General features: G+C 40.9%; 12 protein-coding genes. 11 read left to right on the top strand and 1 reads right to left on the bottom strand.

The features are described from left to right. Nucleotides 1–3 precede the first annotated feature (3 nt). From infB to rpsO, 4 genes are all read left to right on the top strand, one after another. Complete coding sequence (gene infB, locus Q0976_RS19210) at nucleotides 4–2763, top strand: translation initiation factor IF-2 (protein ID WP_299495487.1); 2760 nt, start codon at nucleotides 4–6, stop codon at nucleotides 2761–2763. Between the two features lie 107 nt (nucleotides 2764–2870). Then, complete coding sequence (gene rbfA / locus Q0976_RS19205) at nucleotides 2871–3284, top strand: 30S ribosome-binding factor RbfA (RefSeq protein WP_299495486.1); 414 nt, start codon at nucleotides 2871–2873, stop codon at nucleotides 3282–3284. Beyond that, nucleotides 3284–4222: a tRNA pseudouridine(55) synthase TruB gene (gene truB / locus Q0976_RS19200; protein WP_299495485.1), complete on the top strand. Its 939-nt coding sequence runs from the start codon at nucleotides 3284–3286 to the stop codon at nucleotides 4220–4222. The genes rbfA and truB overlap by 1 nt, the downstream gene beginning before the upstream one ends. Before the next feature lie 144 nt (nucleotides 4223–4366). After that, on the top strand, nucleotides 4367–4636 hold the full coding sequence (rpsO, locus tag Q0976_RS19195; RefSeq protein ID WP_298774920.1) for a 30S ribosomal protein S15: 270 nt from the start codon (nucleotides 4367–4369) through the stop codon (nucleotides 4634–4636). 69 nt (nucleotides 4637–4705) lie between these two features. On the opposite strand, the gene Q0976_RS19190 is transcribed toward rpsO, so the two are convergent. Then, a complete protein-coding gene (locus Q0976_RS19190; RefSeq protein ID WP_299495484.1) occupies nucleotides 4706–6727 on the bottom strand; it encodes an EAL domain-containing protein in 2022 nt (673 codons plus the stop codon). A 189-nt stretch (nucleotides 6728–6916) separates the two neighbouring features. Between Q0976_RS19190 and pnp the strand changes: the two genes are divergently transcribed. The 7 genes from pnp to deoC all read left to right on the top strand — a co-directional run bounded on the left by pnp (nucleotide 6917) and on the right by deoC (nucleotide 17112). Then, a complete protein-coding gene (gene pnp, locus Q0976_RS19185) occupies nucleotides 6917–9019 on the top strand; it encodes a polyribonucleotide nucleotidyltransferase (protein ID WP_299495483.1) in 2103 nt (700 codons plus the stop codon). Nucleotides 9020–9171: 152 nt separating this feature from the next. Beyond that, nucleotides 9172–10095, top strand: a complete 924-nt coding sequence (gene nlpI, locus Q0976_RS19180) for a lipoprotein NlpI (protein WP_299495482.1) — start codon at nucleotides 9172–9174, stop codon at nucleotides 10093–10095. Nucleotides 10096–10280: 185 nt separating this feature from the next. Next, entirely contained in the window at nucleotides 10281–11861 is a 1581-nt protein-coding gene (prfC, locus tag Q0976_RS19175; protein WP_299495481.1) for a peptide chain release factor 3, read from the top strand. Nucleotides 11862–12286: 425 nt separating this feature from the next. Beyond that, on the top strand, nucleotides 12287–13069 hold the full coding sequence (locus tag Q0976_RS19170; protein WP_299495480.1) for a TatD family hydrolase: 783 nt from the start codon (nucleotides 12287–12289) through the stop codon (nucleotides 13067–13069). A 177-nt stretch (nucleotides 13070–13246) separates the two neighbouring features. Next, nucleotides 13247–14506, top strand: coding sequence for a NupC/NupG family nucleoside CNT transporter (locus tag Q0976_RS19165; protein ID WP_299495479.1), 1260 nt, complete (start codon nucleotides 13247–13249; stop codon nucleotides 14504–14506). Nucleotides 14507–14958: 452 nt separating this feature from the next. Further along, nucleotides 14959–15810 carry an outer membrane protein OmpK gene (locus Q0976_RS19160; protein ID WP_299495504.1) on the top strand — a complete coding sequence of 284 codons (852 nt, stop codon included), beginning with the start codon at nucleotides 14959–14961 and terminating at the stop codon, nucleotides 15808–15810. A 525-nt stretch (nucleotides 15811–16335) separates the two neighbouring features. Continuing rightward, nucleotides 16336–17112 (top strand): deoxyribose-phosphate aldolase, encoded by a 777-nt coding sequence (gene deoC / locus Q0976_RS19155; protein ID WP_299495478.1) that lies wholly within the window; start codon nucleotides 16336–16338, stop codon nucleotides 17110–17112. Nucleotides 17113–17135 lie beyond the last annotated feature (23 nt).

Raw genomic sequence — 17135 nt, 5'->3', positions numbered from 1 at the left:
CAGATGGCAGATATGACAGTAGAGAAGCTAGCCAAAGAAGTAGGGAAAAGTACTGATCGACTTGTCGAACAGTTTTCTCAGGCTGGTATTAGCAAAGTACATACAGACACTGTGTCTGAAGCGGAAAAACAGCAGCTGCTTGATTTTCTGAAAAAGCAACATGGCGGTGATACTAGCCCCACTAAAATGACTTTACAACGTAAGTCTGTATCAACACTGAGCGTTGCGGGCAGTGGTGGGCAATCTAAAGACGTTAAAGTTGAAGTCCGTAAGAAACGCACTTTTGTGAAACGCGATGAAGCACAAGAAGCAGCGGCAAAAGCGGAAGAAGAAGCTAAATTAGCGGCAGAAGCGAAAGCGGCGGCAGAAGCAGAAGCAAAAGCAAAAGCAAAAGAAAAAGCTGCTGCAGACGCAAAGGCGGCAGAAGCGAAAGCTGCTGAGAAAGCAGCAAAAGAACAAGCAGCGGCGGCAGCGAAGGCTAAAGCTAAAAAAGAAGAAGTAAAAGTCAACTCGGCTAAGCAGGATACAGTGCAAGTACAACAAAGTGCTGAAGAAACAGCGGAAAAAGCAGAAGCAGATAGATTACAAGCAGCGAAAGATGAAGTGGCTAAAGCAGAAGCTGAAGCTAAAGCATTAAAGGCTACTGAAGAGGCACGCCGTCTTGCAGAAGAAAATGCAAAGCGTTGGGCTGAAGAAGAAAAAGCGCGTAAAGAATCAGAGCAAAGTGCTGATCATCACGTGACGACCTCTTCAGAAGCGCGTGAAGCTGAAGACCGAGCAGATATGAATGCTGAAAAACGCGGCCGTCGTCCACGTAAACCAGCGTCTAATGCAGCTGCAAATAGTAACGACAATGCCAATAGTGGCAACAAGCCTAGTGGTAAGAATAAGCGTGGCGGAAAAGACAATCGTCGCGATCGTAATTCACGTAATTCACGTAACTCGCGTAACAATATGCGTAATGCGCCAGAGTCAATGGATCACGCGTTTACTAAACCTGTTGCTGCAGTTAAAACCGATGTGAGCATTGGTGAAACGGTTTCTGTATCAGAACTTGCATCAAAAATGTCGATTAAAGCTACTGAAATCATCAAGCAAATGATGAAGATGGGCTCTATGGTCACCATTAACCAAGTCTTGGATCAAGAAACGGCGCAACTTGTGGCTGAAGAAATGGGCCATAAAGTGATCTTAACTCGTGAAAATGAGTTAGAACATCAAGTGTTGGCAGATCGTGATGGTAATATTCAAGCTGAGACGCGTGCACCAGTTGTGACTATTATGGGTCACGTCGATCATGGTAAAACATCATTACTGGATTATATTCGTCGTGCGAAAGTGGCTTCTGGTGAAGCGGGTGGGATTACCCAGCATATCGGTGCGTATCACGTTGAAACTGATAATGGCATGATCACTTTCCTTGATACTCCAGGTCACGCCGCGTTTACTGCGATGCGTGCTCGTGGTGCAAAAGCCACCGATATTGTTATCTTAGTGGTTGCAGCAGATGATGGTGTGATGCCACAAACTATCGAAGCGATTCAGCATGCAAAAGCGGGCGGTGTACCGTTAATTGTTGCTGTGAACAAGATGGATAAAGAAGCTGCAGATATTGATCGTGTTAAAACAGAACTAGCACAACACGAAGTCATGTCAGAAGAGTGGGGCGGAGACAACATGTTTGCCTACGTTTCTGCTAAGACGGGCGCTGGCGTTGATGAGCTACTTGAAGGTATTCTACTTCAAGCTGAAGTGATGGAATTGACTGCGGTTAAAGAAGGCATGGCAGCGGGTGTGGTTGTTGAGTCTAAACTGGATAAAGGCCGTGGCCCTGTTGCTACAGTACTAGTACAAGAAGGAACGCTAAACCAGGGTGATATCGTTCTTTGTGGATTAGAGTACGGTAAAGTTCGTGCGATGCGTGATGAAAATGGTCGTGCCATTAAAACAGCTGGCCCTTCAATTCCTGTTGAGATTTTAGGCTTGTCAGGTGTGCCTTCAGCCGGTGATGAAGCAACGGTTGTACGTGATGAGCGTAAAGCGCGTGAAGTGGCACTTTATCGTCAAGGTAAATTCCGCGACGTGAAATTGGCTCGTCAACAAAAATCGAAACTTGAAAACATGTTTGCAAACATGGTTGAAGGCGAAGTCCAAGAGTTAAATCTTGTCCTTAAAGCTGATGTTCAAGGTTCACTTGAAGCTATTGCTGATTCATTGAACAAACTATCTACTGACGAAGTCAAAGTGAATATTATTGCTCGTGGCGTCGGTGGACTGACTGAAACGGATGCAACATTAGCAGCGGCTTCCAATGCCATTATGGTTGGCTTTAACGTTCGTGCAGATGCACAAGCACGTAAAGTGGTTGATAGTGAAAGTGTTGATCTACGTTATTACAGCGTGATTTATAGCTTAATTGACGAAGTCAGATCGGCCATGGGCGGCATGTTGTCCCCTGAATTTAAGCAAGAAATTATTGGCCTTGCTGAAGTACGTGATGTCTTTAAATCACCTAAGATTGGTGCCATCGCAGGTTGTATGGTGACCGAAGGTCTGATTAAGCGCAGCGCGCCTATTCGTGTTCTACGTGATAATGTTGTTATCTACGAAGGCGAGCTTGAATCATTACGTCGTTTTAAAGACGATGTGAATGAAGTCCGTAACGGAATGGAATGTGGTATCGGTGTTAAGAACTACAATGACGTCAAAGTTGGCGATCAAATTGAAGTGTTCGAAACGGTTGAGATAGCACGTACTTTATAAGATTAATCTTGAAAGAAGGGCGGCATTAGCCGCCTTCTTTATACCAATCCGCTTTGAGAGGTATTCACCTTTCAAAGCGGATTGGTATTATTTATGGCGAAAATATTATGGCAAGAGAATTCAGTCGTACCCGTCGAATTGCACAGCAACTACAGCAAGAATTAGCCCAAGTACTACAACGGGATATGAAAGATCCCCGTATTGGTATGGTTACAGTGAATGATGTAGATGTGTCGCGAGACTTAAGCTACGCAAAAGTGTATGTCACTTTCTTTGATGAAGATGAAAAGAGAGTGCAAGATAAACTAGCAGCATTAGAGACTGCTGCAGGTTATGTACGCTCACTTGTTGCAGGGCGAATGAAGCTTAGGGTCATGCCTGAACTGAGATTTATTTATGATGCCTCACTGGTTGAAGGTATGCGTATGTCTAATCTCGTCAGCCGCGTGATCAGTGATGACGAAGCAAAGCAGCAAAAACAAACTGACTCAGAATCACATAAAGGTGAGGGTGACGAATAATGGCGCGTCGTTCTCGTGGCCGCTTTATTGATGGTGTGTTGCTGTTAGATAAAGATACCGGTATGAGCTCTAACTTTGCATTGCAAAGAGTGAAGCGATTATTTGGTGCAGCCAAAGCAGGTCATACTGGCGCACTGGATCCTTTGGCCACCGGCATGCTTCCCATTTGCTTAGGGGAAGCGACTAAGTTTTCACAACATTTATTAGATGCAGATAAACGTTACCTTGTTACGGCGAAATTAGGTCAACGAACGGATACAAGTGACTCTGATGGTGAAGTGGTTCAAACGCGAGAGGTTGCGTTTACTCAAGCACAATTAGATGATGCACTGGAGCACTTTAGAGGAGAAACTATGCAATTTCCTTCTATGTATTCAGCGCTTAAATATCAAGGCCAGCCACTGTATAAATATGCTCGTGAAGGCATTGAAGTACCAAGAACAGCCCGTCCAATCACAGTATTTGAACTTAATTTTGTCTCTCTTGAAGGCGATGAGTTAACACTTGATATTCACTGCTCTAAGGGCACTTATATTCGTACGATTACGGATGATTTAGGTGAAATGTTAGGTTGTGGCGCGCATGTTATCATGCTTCGTCGAACGCAAGTGGCGGGTTATCCTGCTGATAGTATGGTGTCTTTGGCAGAGCTCGAAGCATTAGTGTCTCAAGCTGATGAGCAAGAGGTGAAATCCAGCACTTTATTGGATCCTTTATTGTTGCCAATGGATACCGCTGTAAGCAGTTTGCCTGAAGTTAATTTACCTGAAGCGAGTGCGGCTTATCTGATGCAAGGGCAAGCAGTACAAGCGGCAAATTTAGTCGCTGACGCGTTAGTTCGCATTACGATTGGTGATGAAAAGCAATTTGTCGGTATTGGTTGCATGAATAACGATGGCCTATTAGCGCCTAAGCGCTTAGTTGTCCATCACGACTGATGTTTGCTTGAAGATAAGCACATTATTGCGATTTTAATGATGTATTAGGTTGCGTATTTAATGGTAAATGGCTAAAATAACGCGCCTGCTTTAGCTGAGTTAGTGATCGGCTAAAGCCTTTTGAATATTATTTTGGAGATAGAAATGTCACTAAGTGTTGAAGCGAAAGCTAAAATCCTAGCTGAATTTGGTCGTGGCGAAAATGACACAGGTTCTACTGAAGTTCAAGTTGCTTTGTTAACTGCACAAATCAACCACCTACAAGGTCACTTCAAAGAGCACATCCATGATCATCACTCACGTCGTGGTTTATTACGCATGGTTAATACCCGTCGTAAGCTTCTAGCATACTTAAAGCGTACTGAAGTAGTACGTTATCAAGAATTGATCAAGAAGTTAGGTCTACGTCGTTAATTTCGATGTTAGATCAAAGAAAAAGGAAGCTTAGCTTCCTTTTTTTGTATCTGTGTGTTGGAACTGGTGCTATCGAATTGCCCCTTCTTTGATGTATATCACTTCAAATTCTTCTTGGGATAAAGGTTGATTAAAATAATAACCTTGTCCAGTGTGACAACCATTTTCTTTTAGCCATTGAAATTGATCATTATTTTCTATCCCTTCTGCAATAATATGTAAATTGAGTTCTCTGCCAAGCATCAAAATGGTGGAAGCCAGAGCGTTCTCTTTTGGCAAGTCGGTGACAAACTCTCGATCAATTTTAAGGGTAGAAATCGGAAGGTGACGTAAGTACGCCAGTGAAGAATAGCCTGTACCAAAATCATCGAGTGCAATACTAAAGCCTGCTTTTTTGAGTTGCTGTAACTTATAAATGGCCACATCAATATCATTCATTAATGAGGTTTCGGTTACTTCAATTTCTAATAAACGAGGCTCTATTTGGTAATGTTGAACAATAGTTTTAATGTCATTTAATAAGTTATCATCTTCAAACTGTTGAGTAGAAACATTCACAGCCATAGGAATCGAGCAGTGGTAAGTTTGCTGCCAGTATTTAATGATCCGACAAGTCTCTTCAATGACCCAACGGCCAATGGGGATAATGATCCCCGTTTCTTCTGCGACTTGAATAAAAGAGGTTGGCATGATAACGCGGTCATTTTTTTTCCAGCGGATCAGCGCTTCACAACCAATAATTTTAGTTGTGGTTAAATCAAACTTGGGTTGAAAGTAAAGTATGAACTCATTATTGCTAACGGCCTTATGTAAGGCTCCTTCTGTTTTAAGTCGTAAAGATGCGCGCTCGGTCATTTTAGGTTTAAAGAAAGCCCACTGATTAGAACCCGTGTCTTTGGCGGTATACATAGCAATATCAGCATGACGGATCAACTCTTCACCGTGCTGACCATCATCGGGGTAAATACTGATCCCAATAGAAGCCGCGGGGTGAATCGTGTGTTCATTCAGTTGTAATGGTTGATTAAGCTGGGTGATAATATCATTCACAAAATCAGCGGCTTGCTCGGGGGTCTGTACATTTAAGGCTAAAATAGCAAATTCATCTCCGCCAATTCGAGCAACACAACCTCTGTTTTCAACTGCTTCGAGTAATTTTTTGGCAATACGCGTTAAAAATAAATCACCCAGAACATGACCTAATGAGTCATTGATATTTTTAAATCTGTCTAAATCAATAAATAACAGACTGAATTTTTTTTGTTCCGTTTTTGATTGTTGAATAGCGATATCAATATTTTCTAACATGAGAACACGGTTGGGAAGGCGAGTGAGTGGATCCCGTGTGGCCATTTTTTTGAGCTTATTTTGTGTTTGTCCAAATTGAATGAGAATTTGATTTAATTTTGCAATGACTAAACCTAGTTCGTCATTAGCATGTTCTGTGGATGAAGCAAGTAAGTGATAATCTGGACGTTCAGGATCGATTTTGTCTATGTATTCGCTTATTTGGGCGATTGGTTTAGTGAGAAAACGGTGAAAGACGAGAGACAGGACTAGCGTTAGCAGTAATGCGCCAGTTAAGGTCGCCCATAAACTGAGTTGTAACTGTACAAAAAGGTCATGGGTGAGCTCTTGAATATCGAAGGTGAAGTAAACGGTACCAATACTGAAATCCTTATGGGTACGTTGCACATATTTGGGAGGATATATGGGATGAGATAACTCGGCTAAATCACCGAATAATTTATCACTTAGGCCAATAAAGAAGGTACTTTCTCCGGTTGGATTGCTGGCTGAGACAAATAATTCGCCATCTTCTAATTCAATTTTTGATGATTGGATATGAGGCACTTTTAAAATGCCATTGATGATTTGTTTGGCGAGAGCATCATCTAATACCCAGACAGCATTAGCAATTGGCTCTTCAATTGAGTTCAGCAACTCACTTTGTTCTTGGGTTAGTGAACGTCTCGCATCGACGGCAACAAAGATAATTTCTATTAAAAATATAGCAATAGCGAAAAATAATGCGGTTGTTACAACCAGCATGGTTTGTTTCCATGTTAGCGATTTGAACTGACGTTTCATCTTTGAGATCCTTTTATGCATCGCTAAATCGACAGATTATTCATAAATAGCTTTTCCTTTTGCGTTCAATTTATCACTTTAGAGAAAAGTTATGCCTTTGTCATTTAATCTCTGCTCTTTATCTATCCAGTCAGAATGAAGTATACTAACGCGCGTAATTAAGGTAATTAAATTTAAGGAATGGTTCACGTGAATCCAATCGTAAAGAGTTTTGAATATGGTCAGCATACAGTCACTTTAGAGACTGGGGTTATTGCACGTCAAGCGGACGCCGCTGTTTTAGCAAGTATGGGCGATACCACTGTCTTGGTTACTGTTGTAGGGAAGAAAGCTGAAGAGCCAGGACGTGACTTTTTCCCTTTAACCGTTAATTACCAGGAAAGGACGTATGCTGCTGGTAAAATCCCTGGTGGTTTCTTTAAGCGTGAAGGGCGTCCTTCTGAAAACGAAACATTAATTGCACGTTTGATTGACCGTCCTATTCGACCATTATTCCCTAATGGTTTTAAGAATGAAGTCCAAGTGGTGATTACTGTTGTTTCAGTTGATCCTGAAATCAATCCAGATATCATTTCAATGATTGGTACCTCTGCTGCGTTATCGATCTCTGGTATTCCTTTTAACGGCCCCTTAGGTGTGGCACGTGTCGGTTATATCAATGGCGAGTATGTATTAAATCCAGATATCGGCCAATTAACTGACAGTGATTTAGATTTAGTTGTAGCAGGTACTGAAGGCGCGGTACTGATGGTTGAATCTGAAGCGGCATCGCTACCTGAAGAAGTCATGTTAGGCGGTGTAGTGTATGGACACGATCAACAACAAGTAGTGATTAATGCCATCAGCGAGCTGAAAGCTGAAGCAAGCAAGCCGACTTGGGAGTGGACTGCTCCAAGTGAAGATCAAGATTTAGTGTCAAAAATAAAAACACTTGCTGAAGCTGAATTAACGGCTGCTTATCAAATTACGGCTAAGCATGAACGTCGTGATGCTGTGAGTGCGCTAAAACAAGCGACTATTGCAAAATTGGTCGAAGAAAATCCAGAGACGGATCTGCGTGAAGCGGATAAGCTATTAGGTAGTTTAGAGAAAAAAGTCGTACGTAGCCGCATTATTGCTGGTAATCCTCGTATTGATGGGCGTGAGCCTGATATGGTCCGTGCTCTAAGTGTGATGGCGGGCGTATTGCCTCGTACCCATGGTAGCTCATTGTTTACACGCGGTGAAACACAAGCACTTGTGACTTGTACATTAGGTACAGAACGTGACGCTCAAAAAATAGACAGTATCATGGGTGAGTATACTAACCGCTTTATGTTGCATTATAACTTCCCGCCTTATTCTGTTGGTGAAACGGGAATGGTAGGTTCGCCAAAGCGTCGTGAAATTGGTCACGGTAAGTTGGCTTGGCGTGGCATGAATGCGGTTATGCCGTCTGCTGAAGAATTTCCATACAGTGTGCGTGTTGTATCTGAAATCACTGAATCAAATGGATCAAGTTCAATGGCATCTGTGTGTGGTACGTCATTAGCATTGATGGATGCGGGTGTGCCCATTAAAGCATCCGTTGCCGGTATCGCAATGGGACTAGTGAAAGAAGGCGATGACTTTGTTGTTCTTTCTGATATTTTAGGTGATGAAGATCACTTAGGAGATATGGACTTTAAAGTGGCGGGTACCCGTGATGGTATTACGGCATTGCAAATGGATATCAAGATTGAAGGTATCACTAAAGACATTATGCAAATCGCATTACAACAAGCTTATGGCGCACGTGTTCATATTCTTAACGTAATGGATCAAGCCATTGGTGAGCACCGTACTGATATTTCAGATCATGCACCGCGTATTACTAGTTTCAAAATCAACCCTGAAAAAATTCGTGATGTGATTGGTAAAGGTGGCGCAACCATCCGTGCATTAACGGAAGAAACAGGAACGACCATTGAATTAGAAGACGATGGTACTGTGAAGATAGCCTCTTCAAGTGCTGAAGCGACTAAAGAAGCAATTCGTCGTATTGAAGAGATCACCGCTGAAGTAGAAGTTGGTACAGTTTATAAAGGTAAAGTGGTTCGTATCGTTGATTTCGGTGCATTCGTGACCATTCTTCCAGGTAAAGATGGCCTAGTGCATATCTCTCAAATTGCAGAAGAGCGTGTGGCTAACGTGTCTGATTACCTTGAAGTGGGCCAAGAAGTTGACGTGAAAGTGATGGAAGTCGATCGTCAAGGCCGTGTGAGATTGTCAATGAAAGAAGCACAGCCAAAAGCAGAAGCACCTGCAGAGTAATCAATTCGTAGTGTGAATGATAAGGAGACGTTAGCGTCTCCTTTTTTGTGCCTAAAATTAATTAATTGATACAGATTGGCATGACTTTCATAGCTCTTAAGCATAGGGGTTGCTATGATTGATGCAACGAGCAAATAAACAAGGTTAAATGGATGAATCAAAGAATGCGAGCTGCTGTTGTTATCGTCATGGTGGGGATGAGCTTTTTATTAGCGGCCTGTGTGTCTACGCAAGAAAAAGTAGACAGCCAAACAGGTCGATTATTGGTTGCGCCGGTTCATCCGGATTATAAGCTTGAAATCACTTTGGCAAAATTAAATGAGATTTTAGCTAAAGCAGAATTATCAGATGATCAGCGAGCACGCTTTTATTATGATCGTGGCGTCATTTATGATCGAGTTGGCTTACGTATATTAGCACGTATTGATTTTATGCAAGCCTTAAAAATCCAGCCTGATTTAGCCGATGCTTATAATTTCCTGGGCATTTATGATACGCAAGAAGGGGAGTTTGAAGCCGCTTATGAAGCATTTGACGCGGCCTTAGAGCTAGAACCGAGTTATGATTATGCTTATTTAAATAGAGGAATAGCCCTCTATTATGGTGGCCGAGCGAAATTAGCCACTGATGACATGGAATTATTTTATGCGGCTGATTTAAAAGATGGTTACCGTGCTTTATGGTTATATTTGGCTGAGCGTGAAGTTGATCCGATAAAAGCCATGACTCGTATGCAACATAATCGAACTCATTTAGCGAATAATTCTTGGTCAAGTGTATTAGTGGATTATTATTTAGGGAAAGTGAGCAAAGAAAAAGTGTTTGCTGCGGCAAAGGTTGGTTTAACTTATCCAAATGAATATGCTGAACGTCTTTGTGAAGCCTATTTCTATATGGCTAAAATGGCGTTAGTGGAAGGAAAAACTATTGATGCTGCAAACTATTTTAGATTAGCATTAGCCACAAATATTTATGATTTTATAGAATATCGTTATTCTCGTTTAGAGCTAGCTAAAATTGGTGAAATGCTGACAAAGCAAGCACAAGCTACTCAAGCTGAGGAAGAATCGCAATAAATAAAGTGTTATGGGCGTCTCATTTGATCAACTCTCATTGCTGTCAGTGATTGAGAGTTGATCCATTCTATTATAATTGCGCCTTTGCTTGCCATGCTTTAAGGGGGGAAATGAATAGGTAGTCATTCAGTTAATGAGCGGCTATAATTGCGGCCTTTGTGAACTCCATGAATTTCAAGGTTAACATGTCAGCCAATAAAGTTGAGGTCGATAAGCGCCGTACGTTTGCTATTATCTCTCACCCAGATGCGGGTAAAACGACCATTACAGAAAAAGTGCTTTTATTTGGAAATGCACTTCAAAAAGCAGGAACGGTAAAAGGAAAAAAGTCAGGTCAGCATGCTAAATCTGACTGGATGGAAATGGAAAAAGATCGTGGTATTTCTATCACCACGTCTGTTATGCAATTTCCTTATCACGACGCATTAATCAATTTATTGGATACGCCGGGTCACGAAGATTTCTCTGAAGATACTTATCGTACATTAACCGCAGTCGATTCTTGTTTGATGGTGATTGACTCCGCAAAAGGGGTCGAGCAGCGAACAATTAAGTTAATGGAAGTGACTCGATTGCGCGATACGCCCATTGTCACCTTCATGAACAAACTCGATCGTGATATTCGTGATCCGATAGATTTGATGGATGAAGTGGAAGAGGTACTTAATATTGCTTGTGCCCCTATCACTTGGCCTATCGGCGCTGGTAAAGAGTTTAAAGGTATTTATCATTTATTACGCGATGAAGTGATTCTGTATCAAAATGGCATGGGGCATACCATTCAAGACTCTACCATCATTAAAGGCTTGAGCAATCCAGAACTGGATGAAGCACTTGGTAGTTATGCGGATGAATTACGTGATGAAATGGAGTTAGTGGCTGGTGCATCACATGAATTTGATTTAGACGCGTTTCTTAAAGGTGAATTAACCCCTGTTTTCTTTGGTACCGCATTGGGTAACTTTGGTGTTGACCATATTTTAGATGGTATTGCACAGTGGGCACCAACACCACAGCCACGGGAAACTGAGGTGCGCAGTGTTGAGCCTTACGAAGAGAAGTTCAGTGGCTTTGTATTTAAAATTCAAGCAAACATGGATCCTAAACACAGAGATAGGGTTGCCTTTATGCGTATTTGTTCTGGCAAATATGAGCAGGGCATGAAAATGCGTCATGTGCGTCTTGGTAAAGATGTGAATGTTAGTGATGCCTTAACGTTTATGGCTGGCGATCGTAACCGCGCAGAAGCTGCCTATCCCGGTGATATTATCGGTTTGCATAATCACGGTACAATTCGCATTGGTGATACGTTTACCCAAAATGAGCAGTTACGTTTTACTGGGATCCCCAATTTTGCTCCGGAAATGTTCCGCCGTATTCGCCTAAAAGATCCTTTAAAGCAAAAGCAATTACTCAAAGGCTTAGTACAGTTATCTGAAGAAGGGGCTGTGCAAGTTTTTCGTCCATTGGATACCAATGATTTAATTGTTGGTGCGGTTGGGGTGCTACAGTTTGAAGTAGTTGTAGGCCGCTTAAAATCAGAATATAAGGTAGAAGCCATCTACGAAGCCATTAGTGTTGCAACGGCCCGTTGGGTGTATTGTAACGATGAGAGAAAGCTTGAAGAATTTAAGCGTAAATGCAGTACTAATTTGGCACTTGATGGTGGTGATAACTTGACTTATATTGCACCGACTATGGTTAATTTGAACTTATCAATGGAGCGTTATTCCGATATTGAGTTTGCTAAAACTCGGGAAAATTAATGGCGTTAGCGCGCTGTTCTAGGGCCTGTTGATTTTGGTGATTAAGTTATGTTCAGATAAATGTGTTTGAATCGCGGCGAGAGGTGTGATGCCTAGCATTCTAAGCAAATGCCTCTCAACAAAGCGTAAAATATGTTTAGTGGATCCTACGGACAGCGCTTGTCGCTTCTTTCTACGGCGTTATTGCTTATTTATGGCGAATAATGACACCGCACAAGCTCTGAATTGTATAAATAAGCGACAAGCTGATGCAGAAATACTCACCAAAGATCAATAGGCCCTAAGTTATCAAAATTAAATGATTTTGAAAGCGCAACGACCTTTCTTTAAAACAGAGCATGATTGCTCTGTTTTTGTATATAGCGACTAGAAACTGACGCCTTTATTTTATTTGGTCTACATTACTGAGCACTGGAGGAAGCTGTATGTCTGAGAGTTATTCAATAATCGATAGTCATGCCCATTTAGATTTTGATGTGTTCGATCCTTATAGAGCACGCTTATTTGAACAAATGAGACAAGCTGGCGTGAGTACCGCTGTATTACCGGGAGTGTCTTCTTTGCATTGGGAAAAACAGCTACAAGTGGCTTCAGATTTTCATTGCCCTTTTGCCTTAGGACTTCACCCATGGTATTTACATCATGATAGTGATAAGGATGTGGAAAAACTCACACAATTGCTGGAAACCAACAAACACAATAAGCAATTGGTTGCGTTAGGTGAGTGTGGGTTAGACAAACGATGCCAAACGGATTGGCAGCTTCAATTACGGGTGTTTCATCAACAAATTGCCTTAGCAAAAGCCTATGATTTACCGCTAATGTTACATTCTGTTAATGCTGCTGGTGAAATGTTATCTATTTTGAAGTCAATTAAGCATCAGAAAGCTGGTGTGATCCATGGTTTTTCAGGTGCGCCAGAAGTTGCCAAAGCTTATGTCGAATTGGGTTTTGCAATAGGGATTGGCCCACTTTTACTGAATAGTCACGTAAAAAAATTGCAAAAAACGGTTCATGAACTGCCGTTAAATGCCTTTGTTATTGAGACCGATCTCAGTCAAGAAGCGTCAAAAAAATCACCATATGGAACAAATATTGCGCAAATATTACACTTGGTCGTTGATGAAATAGCAAAAATACATAAAAAATCAAGTGTTCTTATTTTAAAACAGATTTATGTTAATACATGTAATCTTTATAATATATAGTAACTTATTATTATATAATGCCTTTCTGATTTTCCTGTTTGACTAATGTTAATGAAATAAAGCGTCAAAAAATTGATCTAAACAGAGTTTTTCCCTGTTTGCTCGGGTATAATCGTTGCTGGAAAAAGGTTGATTAACAACATAATTAAAAAAATGTTAACAATAGGGTGATGGTTAATGAATATACTTATGAGCTTAGTAGGGGTGTTCACCTTACTTTTGATTGGCTTTTTGTTATCAAATAACAAAAAAGCAATCAACAAGCGCACTGTCTTTGGTGCGTTGGCGATTCAAGCCGCATTTGGTGGCTTTGTTTTATATGTTCCAGTGGGTAAAGACATACTTAAGGCTGTGTCTGATAAAGTATCGAGTGTAATAGGCTATGCGTCTGACGGTATTGGGTTCTTATTTGGTGATTTAGCTCACTTTAAATTAGGTTTCATTTTTGCTGTAAACGTATTACCTGTTATCATCTTTTTCTCTTCTCTTATTGCCGTTCTTTATTATCTAGGCATCATGCAATGGATTATTCGTATCATTGGTGGTGGATTACAAAAAGCACTTGGCACCAGTCGTACAGAATCCATGTCTGCGACAGCTAACATTTTTGTTGGCCAAACTGAAGCACCGCTTGTTGTTCGTCCGTTTATTGCAACAATGACAAACTCTGAGCTATTTGCCATTATGGTGGGTGGTTTAGCGTCTATTGCGGGTTCGGTTTTAGCGGGTTACGCGCAAATGGGCGTCCCTATTGAGTTCCTCGTTGCGGCATCTTTCATGGCAGCACCTGGTGGGCTATTAATGGCCAAACTGATGCACCCTGAAACGGAAACGCCAAAAAATGATATGGATGAGTTACCAGAAGATCCTGATAAGCCAGCCAATGTGATTGATGCAGCAGCTGCAGGTGCGTCTTCTGGTATGCATTTAGCCTTGAACGTAGGTGCAATGTTACTTGCGTTTGTTGGCTTGATTGCCATGCTTAACGGTATCATTGGCGGTGTAGGCGGTTGGTTTGGTATTGAAGGATTAACCCTTGAACTTATTCTAGGTTATGTATTCATGCCATTAGCATTCTTAATTGGTGTGCCTTGGAATGAAGCTTTAGTTGCAGGTTCATTCATTGGTCAAAAAATTGTAGTGAATGAGTTTGTTGCTTATCTAAACTTTGTGCCTTATTTAAAAGATGTGGCTGATGGCGGTATGGTCGTTGCTGAAACAGGTTTGCCTATGACAGCAAGAACACAAGCCATTATTTCATTTGCTTTGTGTGGTTTCGCTAACCTTTCTTCTGTTGCAATTATTTTAGGTGGTTTAGGTGCCATGGCACCGAATCGTCGTCATGACTTAGCAAGATTAGGTTTACGTGCAGTTATTGCAGGTTCTTTGTCTAACTTGATGAGTGCAACATTAGCAGGTCTTTTCCTTGCTATGTAATCCTCATTGGATATAGGTAAGGTTATTAATATTGGCTCTAAGTGTTGAGTAAAGTGTTAGGTTTTTCAGTAAAAGAATTCTAGTTTATTGAAAAACCTTCAAGACATAGAGTCAATATTCACTCAATCGTTTTCCATTTTAAATGTTAACAATATTATTTCACTCTCGATGCTTATTCGTTGGCGTCAATGGAGAGAGGTTTAGCATGTTTGAATTTAACATGTTGATAGAAAAAGAAAATATTTAATCAAAAAAAGTGTTTTTTCTGTAAATAATGTTGTGATCATGATTTTTTTAAGTAAAATACAACGCAATAAAATAAGAACTGACGTTATAAAAATGAGCAGTCAACTTTTTATCAATTCACTATAAGTTGAATAAAAAGTCATAACAATTATAAAAATGCTGACTCTTCAAAGAAAGAGCGGTAAACCATAAAAATGGGGTTGATGATGAAAAATATTAAAACACTTGTCCTAGCGGCAACGGCAGCTGCTGCTGTCTCTGCACCAAGTTTCGCAACTGATTACGGCGATGATATCCATAAAAACGACTACAAATGGTTACAATTTAATGCCATGTATTCGTTAGGCGAAAAACCAGCTTCTTCAACTGCTGATGGCGACAATCACCATAATTATCTAGAAATGGAATTTGGCGGCCGCTCTGGTATCCTTGATTTATATGGTTATGTGGATATTTTTAACCTAGGTAATGAAACCAGTGAGAATGGTGATAAAAACCCAGGTTCTGGTACCAGTAAACTCTTCATGAAGTTTGCGCCACGTTTGTCTATCGATGCGATGACAGGTAAAGATTTATCTTTCGGGCCAGTACAAGAATTGTATTTTGCAACCCTTTTCAACTGGGATGGCTTAAATGGAGATGGTGTTAATACTTCATTCTGGGGGTTAGGTGCAGATGTCATGGTGCCATGGTTGGGTAAAACCGGCATGAACCTCTATGCGCATTATGATATGAACCGTAAACAGTGGAATGGTTATCAGTTCTCGGCAAACTGGTTTAAACCTTTTGTAAACTTTGATAACGGTAGCTTCTTGGCCTTTCAAGGTTACTTAGATTGGCAGTTTGGTGCTGACTCTGACTTAGGCAATGAGTTTGTTCCTATGACCTCAAGCGGCGGTAACATCTTCTTTGGTCTATACTGGCACAGCGATCGTTATGCACTGGGTTATGGCCTAAAAGGCTTCAAAGATGTGTACCTACTTGAAGATAATGGCGGGCTTGTTGGTCTATCAACAACAGGTTGGTCACATTACTTCAGCGCGACTTATAAGTTCTAAGCGAACTTGACTCGTAGACAAAAAGCCGTGTCTAACACGGCTTTTTAATTTTGTTATTAATGACAGTTTAAAAGGTTAAATGACTTGTTATTTTGTCGGTAAGATCACAATACTTGGAAGTAAAATCAGTTTTAATATTATGGGTAGAATGAATTAGTTTTTATCGAATAGGTTTTTTGAAAGTCATTTCATTTTTAAGAATCCTATTGATTAAAAATTAATGCTTTACGTTAAATGGAATTTTTCGGTCCTTAAGATTTCATTCGAGATCTTGTTTTTCGATCTTCAAGGAACCAAGTCGTTTATTGAACGATCCAGGTTGTATCCGTAGCGCACTTAGGTTCGCTATGCCTTGCTTATGCATAATGTACACTCTAATAATTTTTCGATTGTAGCAGAATTTGGCATTAATAATAATGACAAAGCGCCTGTGTTTTCTGTTGCTTTCAGATGATGGATTTTAATCATATGACCTATTGTCATATGAACCAATTTACTCATTTTAATTTATTTTGGAGCACGATTATGAGCGATTTAAAAAAAGCGGCCCAAACCGCCATTCAGTTAATGGATTTAACCTCACTTAATGATAATGATACGGATCAAGTGATTATTGATTTATGTCATAAAGCATTAACGCCTGCTGGCCATACCGCTGCTATTTGTATTTACCCTCGCTTTATTCCTATTGCCCGTAAAATCTTAAATGATCTCGGCGCGGAAGATATTCGCATTGCTACCGTGACTAACTTTCCTCATGGTAATGATGATATTGCTATTGCGGTGCTAGAAACTCGTGCGGCAGTGGCTTATGGCAGTGACGAAGTGGATGTGGTATTTCCCTATCGCGCCTTAATGGAAGGAAACGAAACCGTGGGGTTCGAGCTTGTGAAAGCCTGTAAAGAAGCCTGTGGTGATGACGTTAAACTCAAAGTTATCATTGAGTCTGGTGTACTTGAAACGCCAAGTTTAATTCGTCGAGCATCAGAACTCTCGATTGACGCGGGTGCCGATTTTATTAAAACATCGACCGGTAAAGTCCCAGTGAATGCCACCCTTGAAGCGGCTCAAATCATGATGACCGTTATCAGTGAGAAAAACACCCAAGTGGGCTTTAAACCTGCAGGAGGAGTGCGTGATGCAGCAGCTGCTGCAGAGTTTTTAGGGGTTGCAGAGAAAATATTAGGACAAGATTGGATAACACCTGAGACTTTCCGTTTTGGTGCATCGAGCTTGTTAAGTAATTTATTAGCAACATTAGACTTAGCTATGGCAACGGATACGTCTCACAGCGGGTATTAATGACTTTGTTATTCATAACAAGG

The sequence above is a fragment of the uncultured Shewanella sp. genome, from assembly GCF_947501665.1.
In the GTDB taxonomy this organism is placed as follows: Bacteria; Pseudomonadota; Gammaproteobacteria; order Enterobacterales; family Shewanellaceae; genus Shewanella.
Note: the sequence above shows the minus strand (reverse complement) of the source record. Positions and strands in the feature narration are given on the sequence as shown.

Coding starts and splice junctions, on each gene's coding strand:
- infB (WP_299495487.1), top strand. CDS start 4: ATGGCAGATATGACAGTAGAGAAGCTAGCCAAAGAAGTAGGGAAAAGT.
- rbfA (WP_299495486.1), top strand. CDS start 2,871: ATGGCAAGAGAATTCAGTCGTACCCGTCGAATTGCACAGCAACTACAG.
- truB (WP_299495485.1), top strand. CDS start 3,284: ATGGCGCGTCGTTCTCGTGGCCGCTTTATTGATGGTGTGTTGCTGTTA.
- rpsO (WP_298774920.1), top strand. CDS start 4,367: ATGTCACTAAGTGTTGAAGCGAAAGCTAAAATCCTAGCTGAATTTGGT.
- Q0976_RS19190 (WP_299495484.1), bottom strand. CDS start 6,727: ATGAAACGTCAGTTCAAATCGCTAACATGGAAACAAACCATGCTGGTT.
- nlpI (WP_299495482.1), top strand. CDS start 9,172: ATGAATCAAAGAATGCGAGCTGCTGTTGTTATCGTCATGGTGGGGATG.
- prfC (WP_299495481.1), top strand. CDS start 10,281: ATGTCAGCCAATAAAGTTGAGGTCGATAAGCGCCGTACGTTTGCTATT.
- Q0976_RS19170 (WP_299495480.1), top strand. CDS start 12,287: ATGTCTGAGAGTTATTCAATAATCGATAGTCATGCCCATTTAGATTTT.
- Q0976_RS19165 (WP_299495479.1), top strand. CDS start 13,247: ATGAATATACTTATGAGCTTAGTAGGGGTGTTCACCTTACTTTTGATT.
- Q0976_RS19160 (WP_299495504.1), top strand. CDS start 14,959: ATGAAAAATATTAAAACACTTGTCCTAGCGGCAACGGCAGCTGCTGCT.
- deoC (WP_299495478.1), top strand. CDS start 16,336: ATGAGCGATTTAAAAAAAGCGGCCCAAACCGCCATTCAGTTAATGGAT.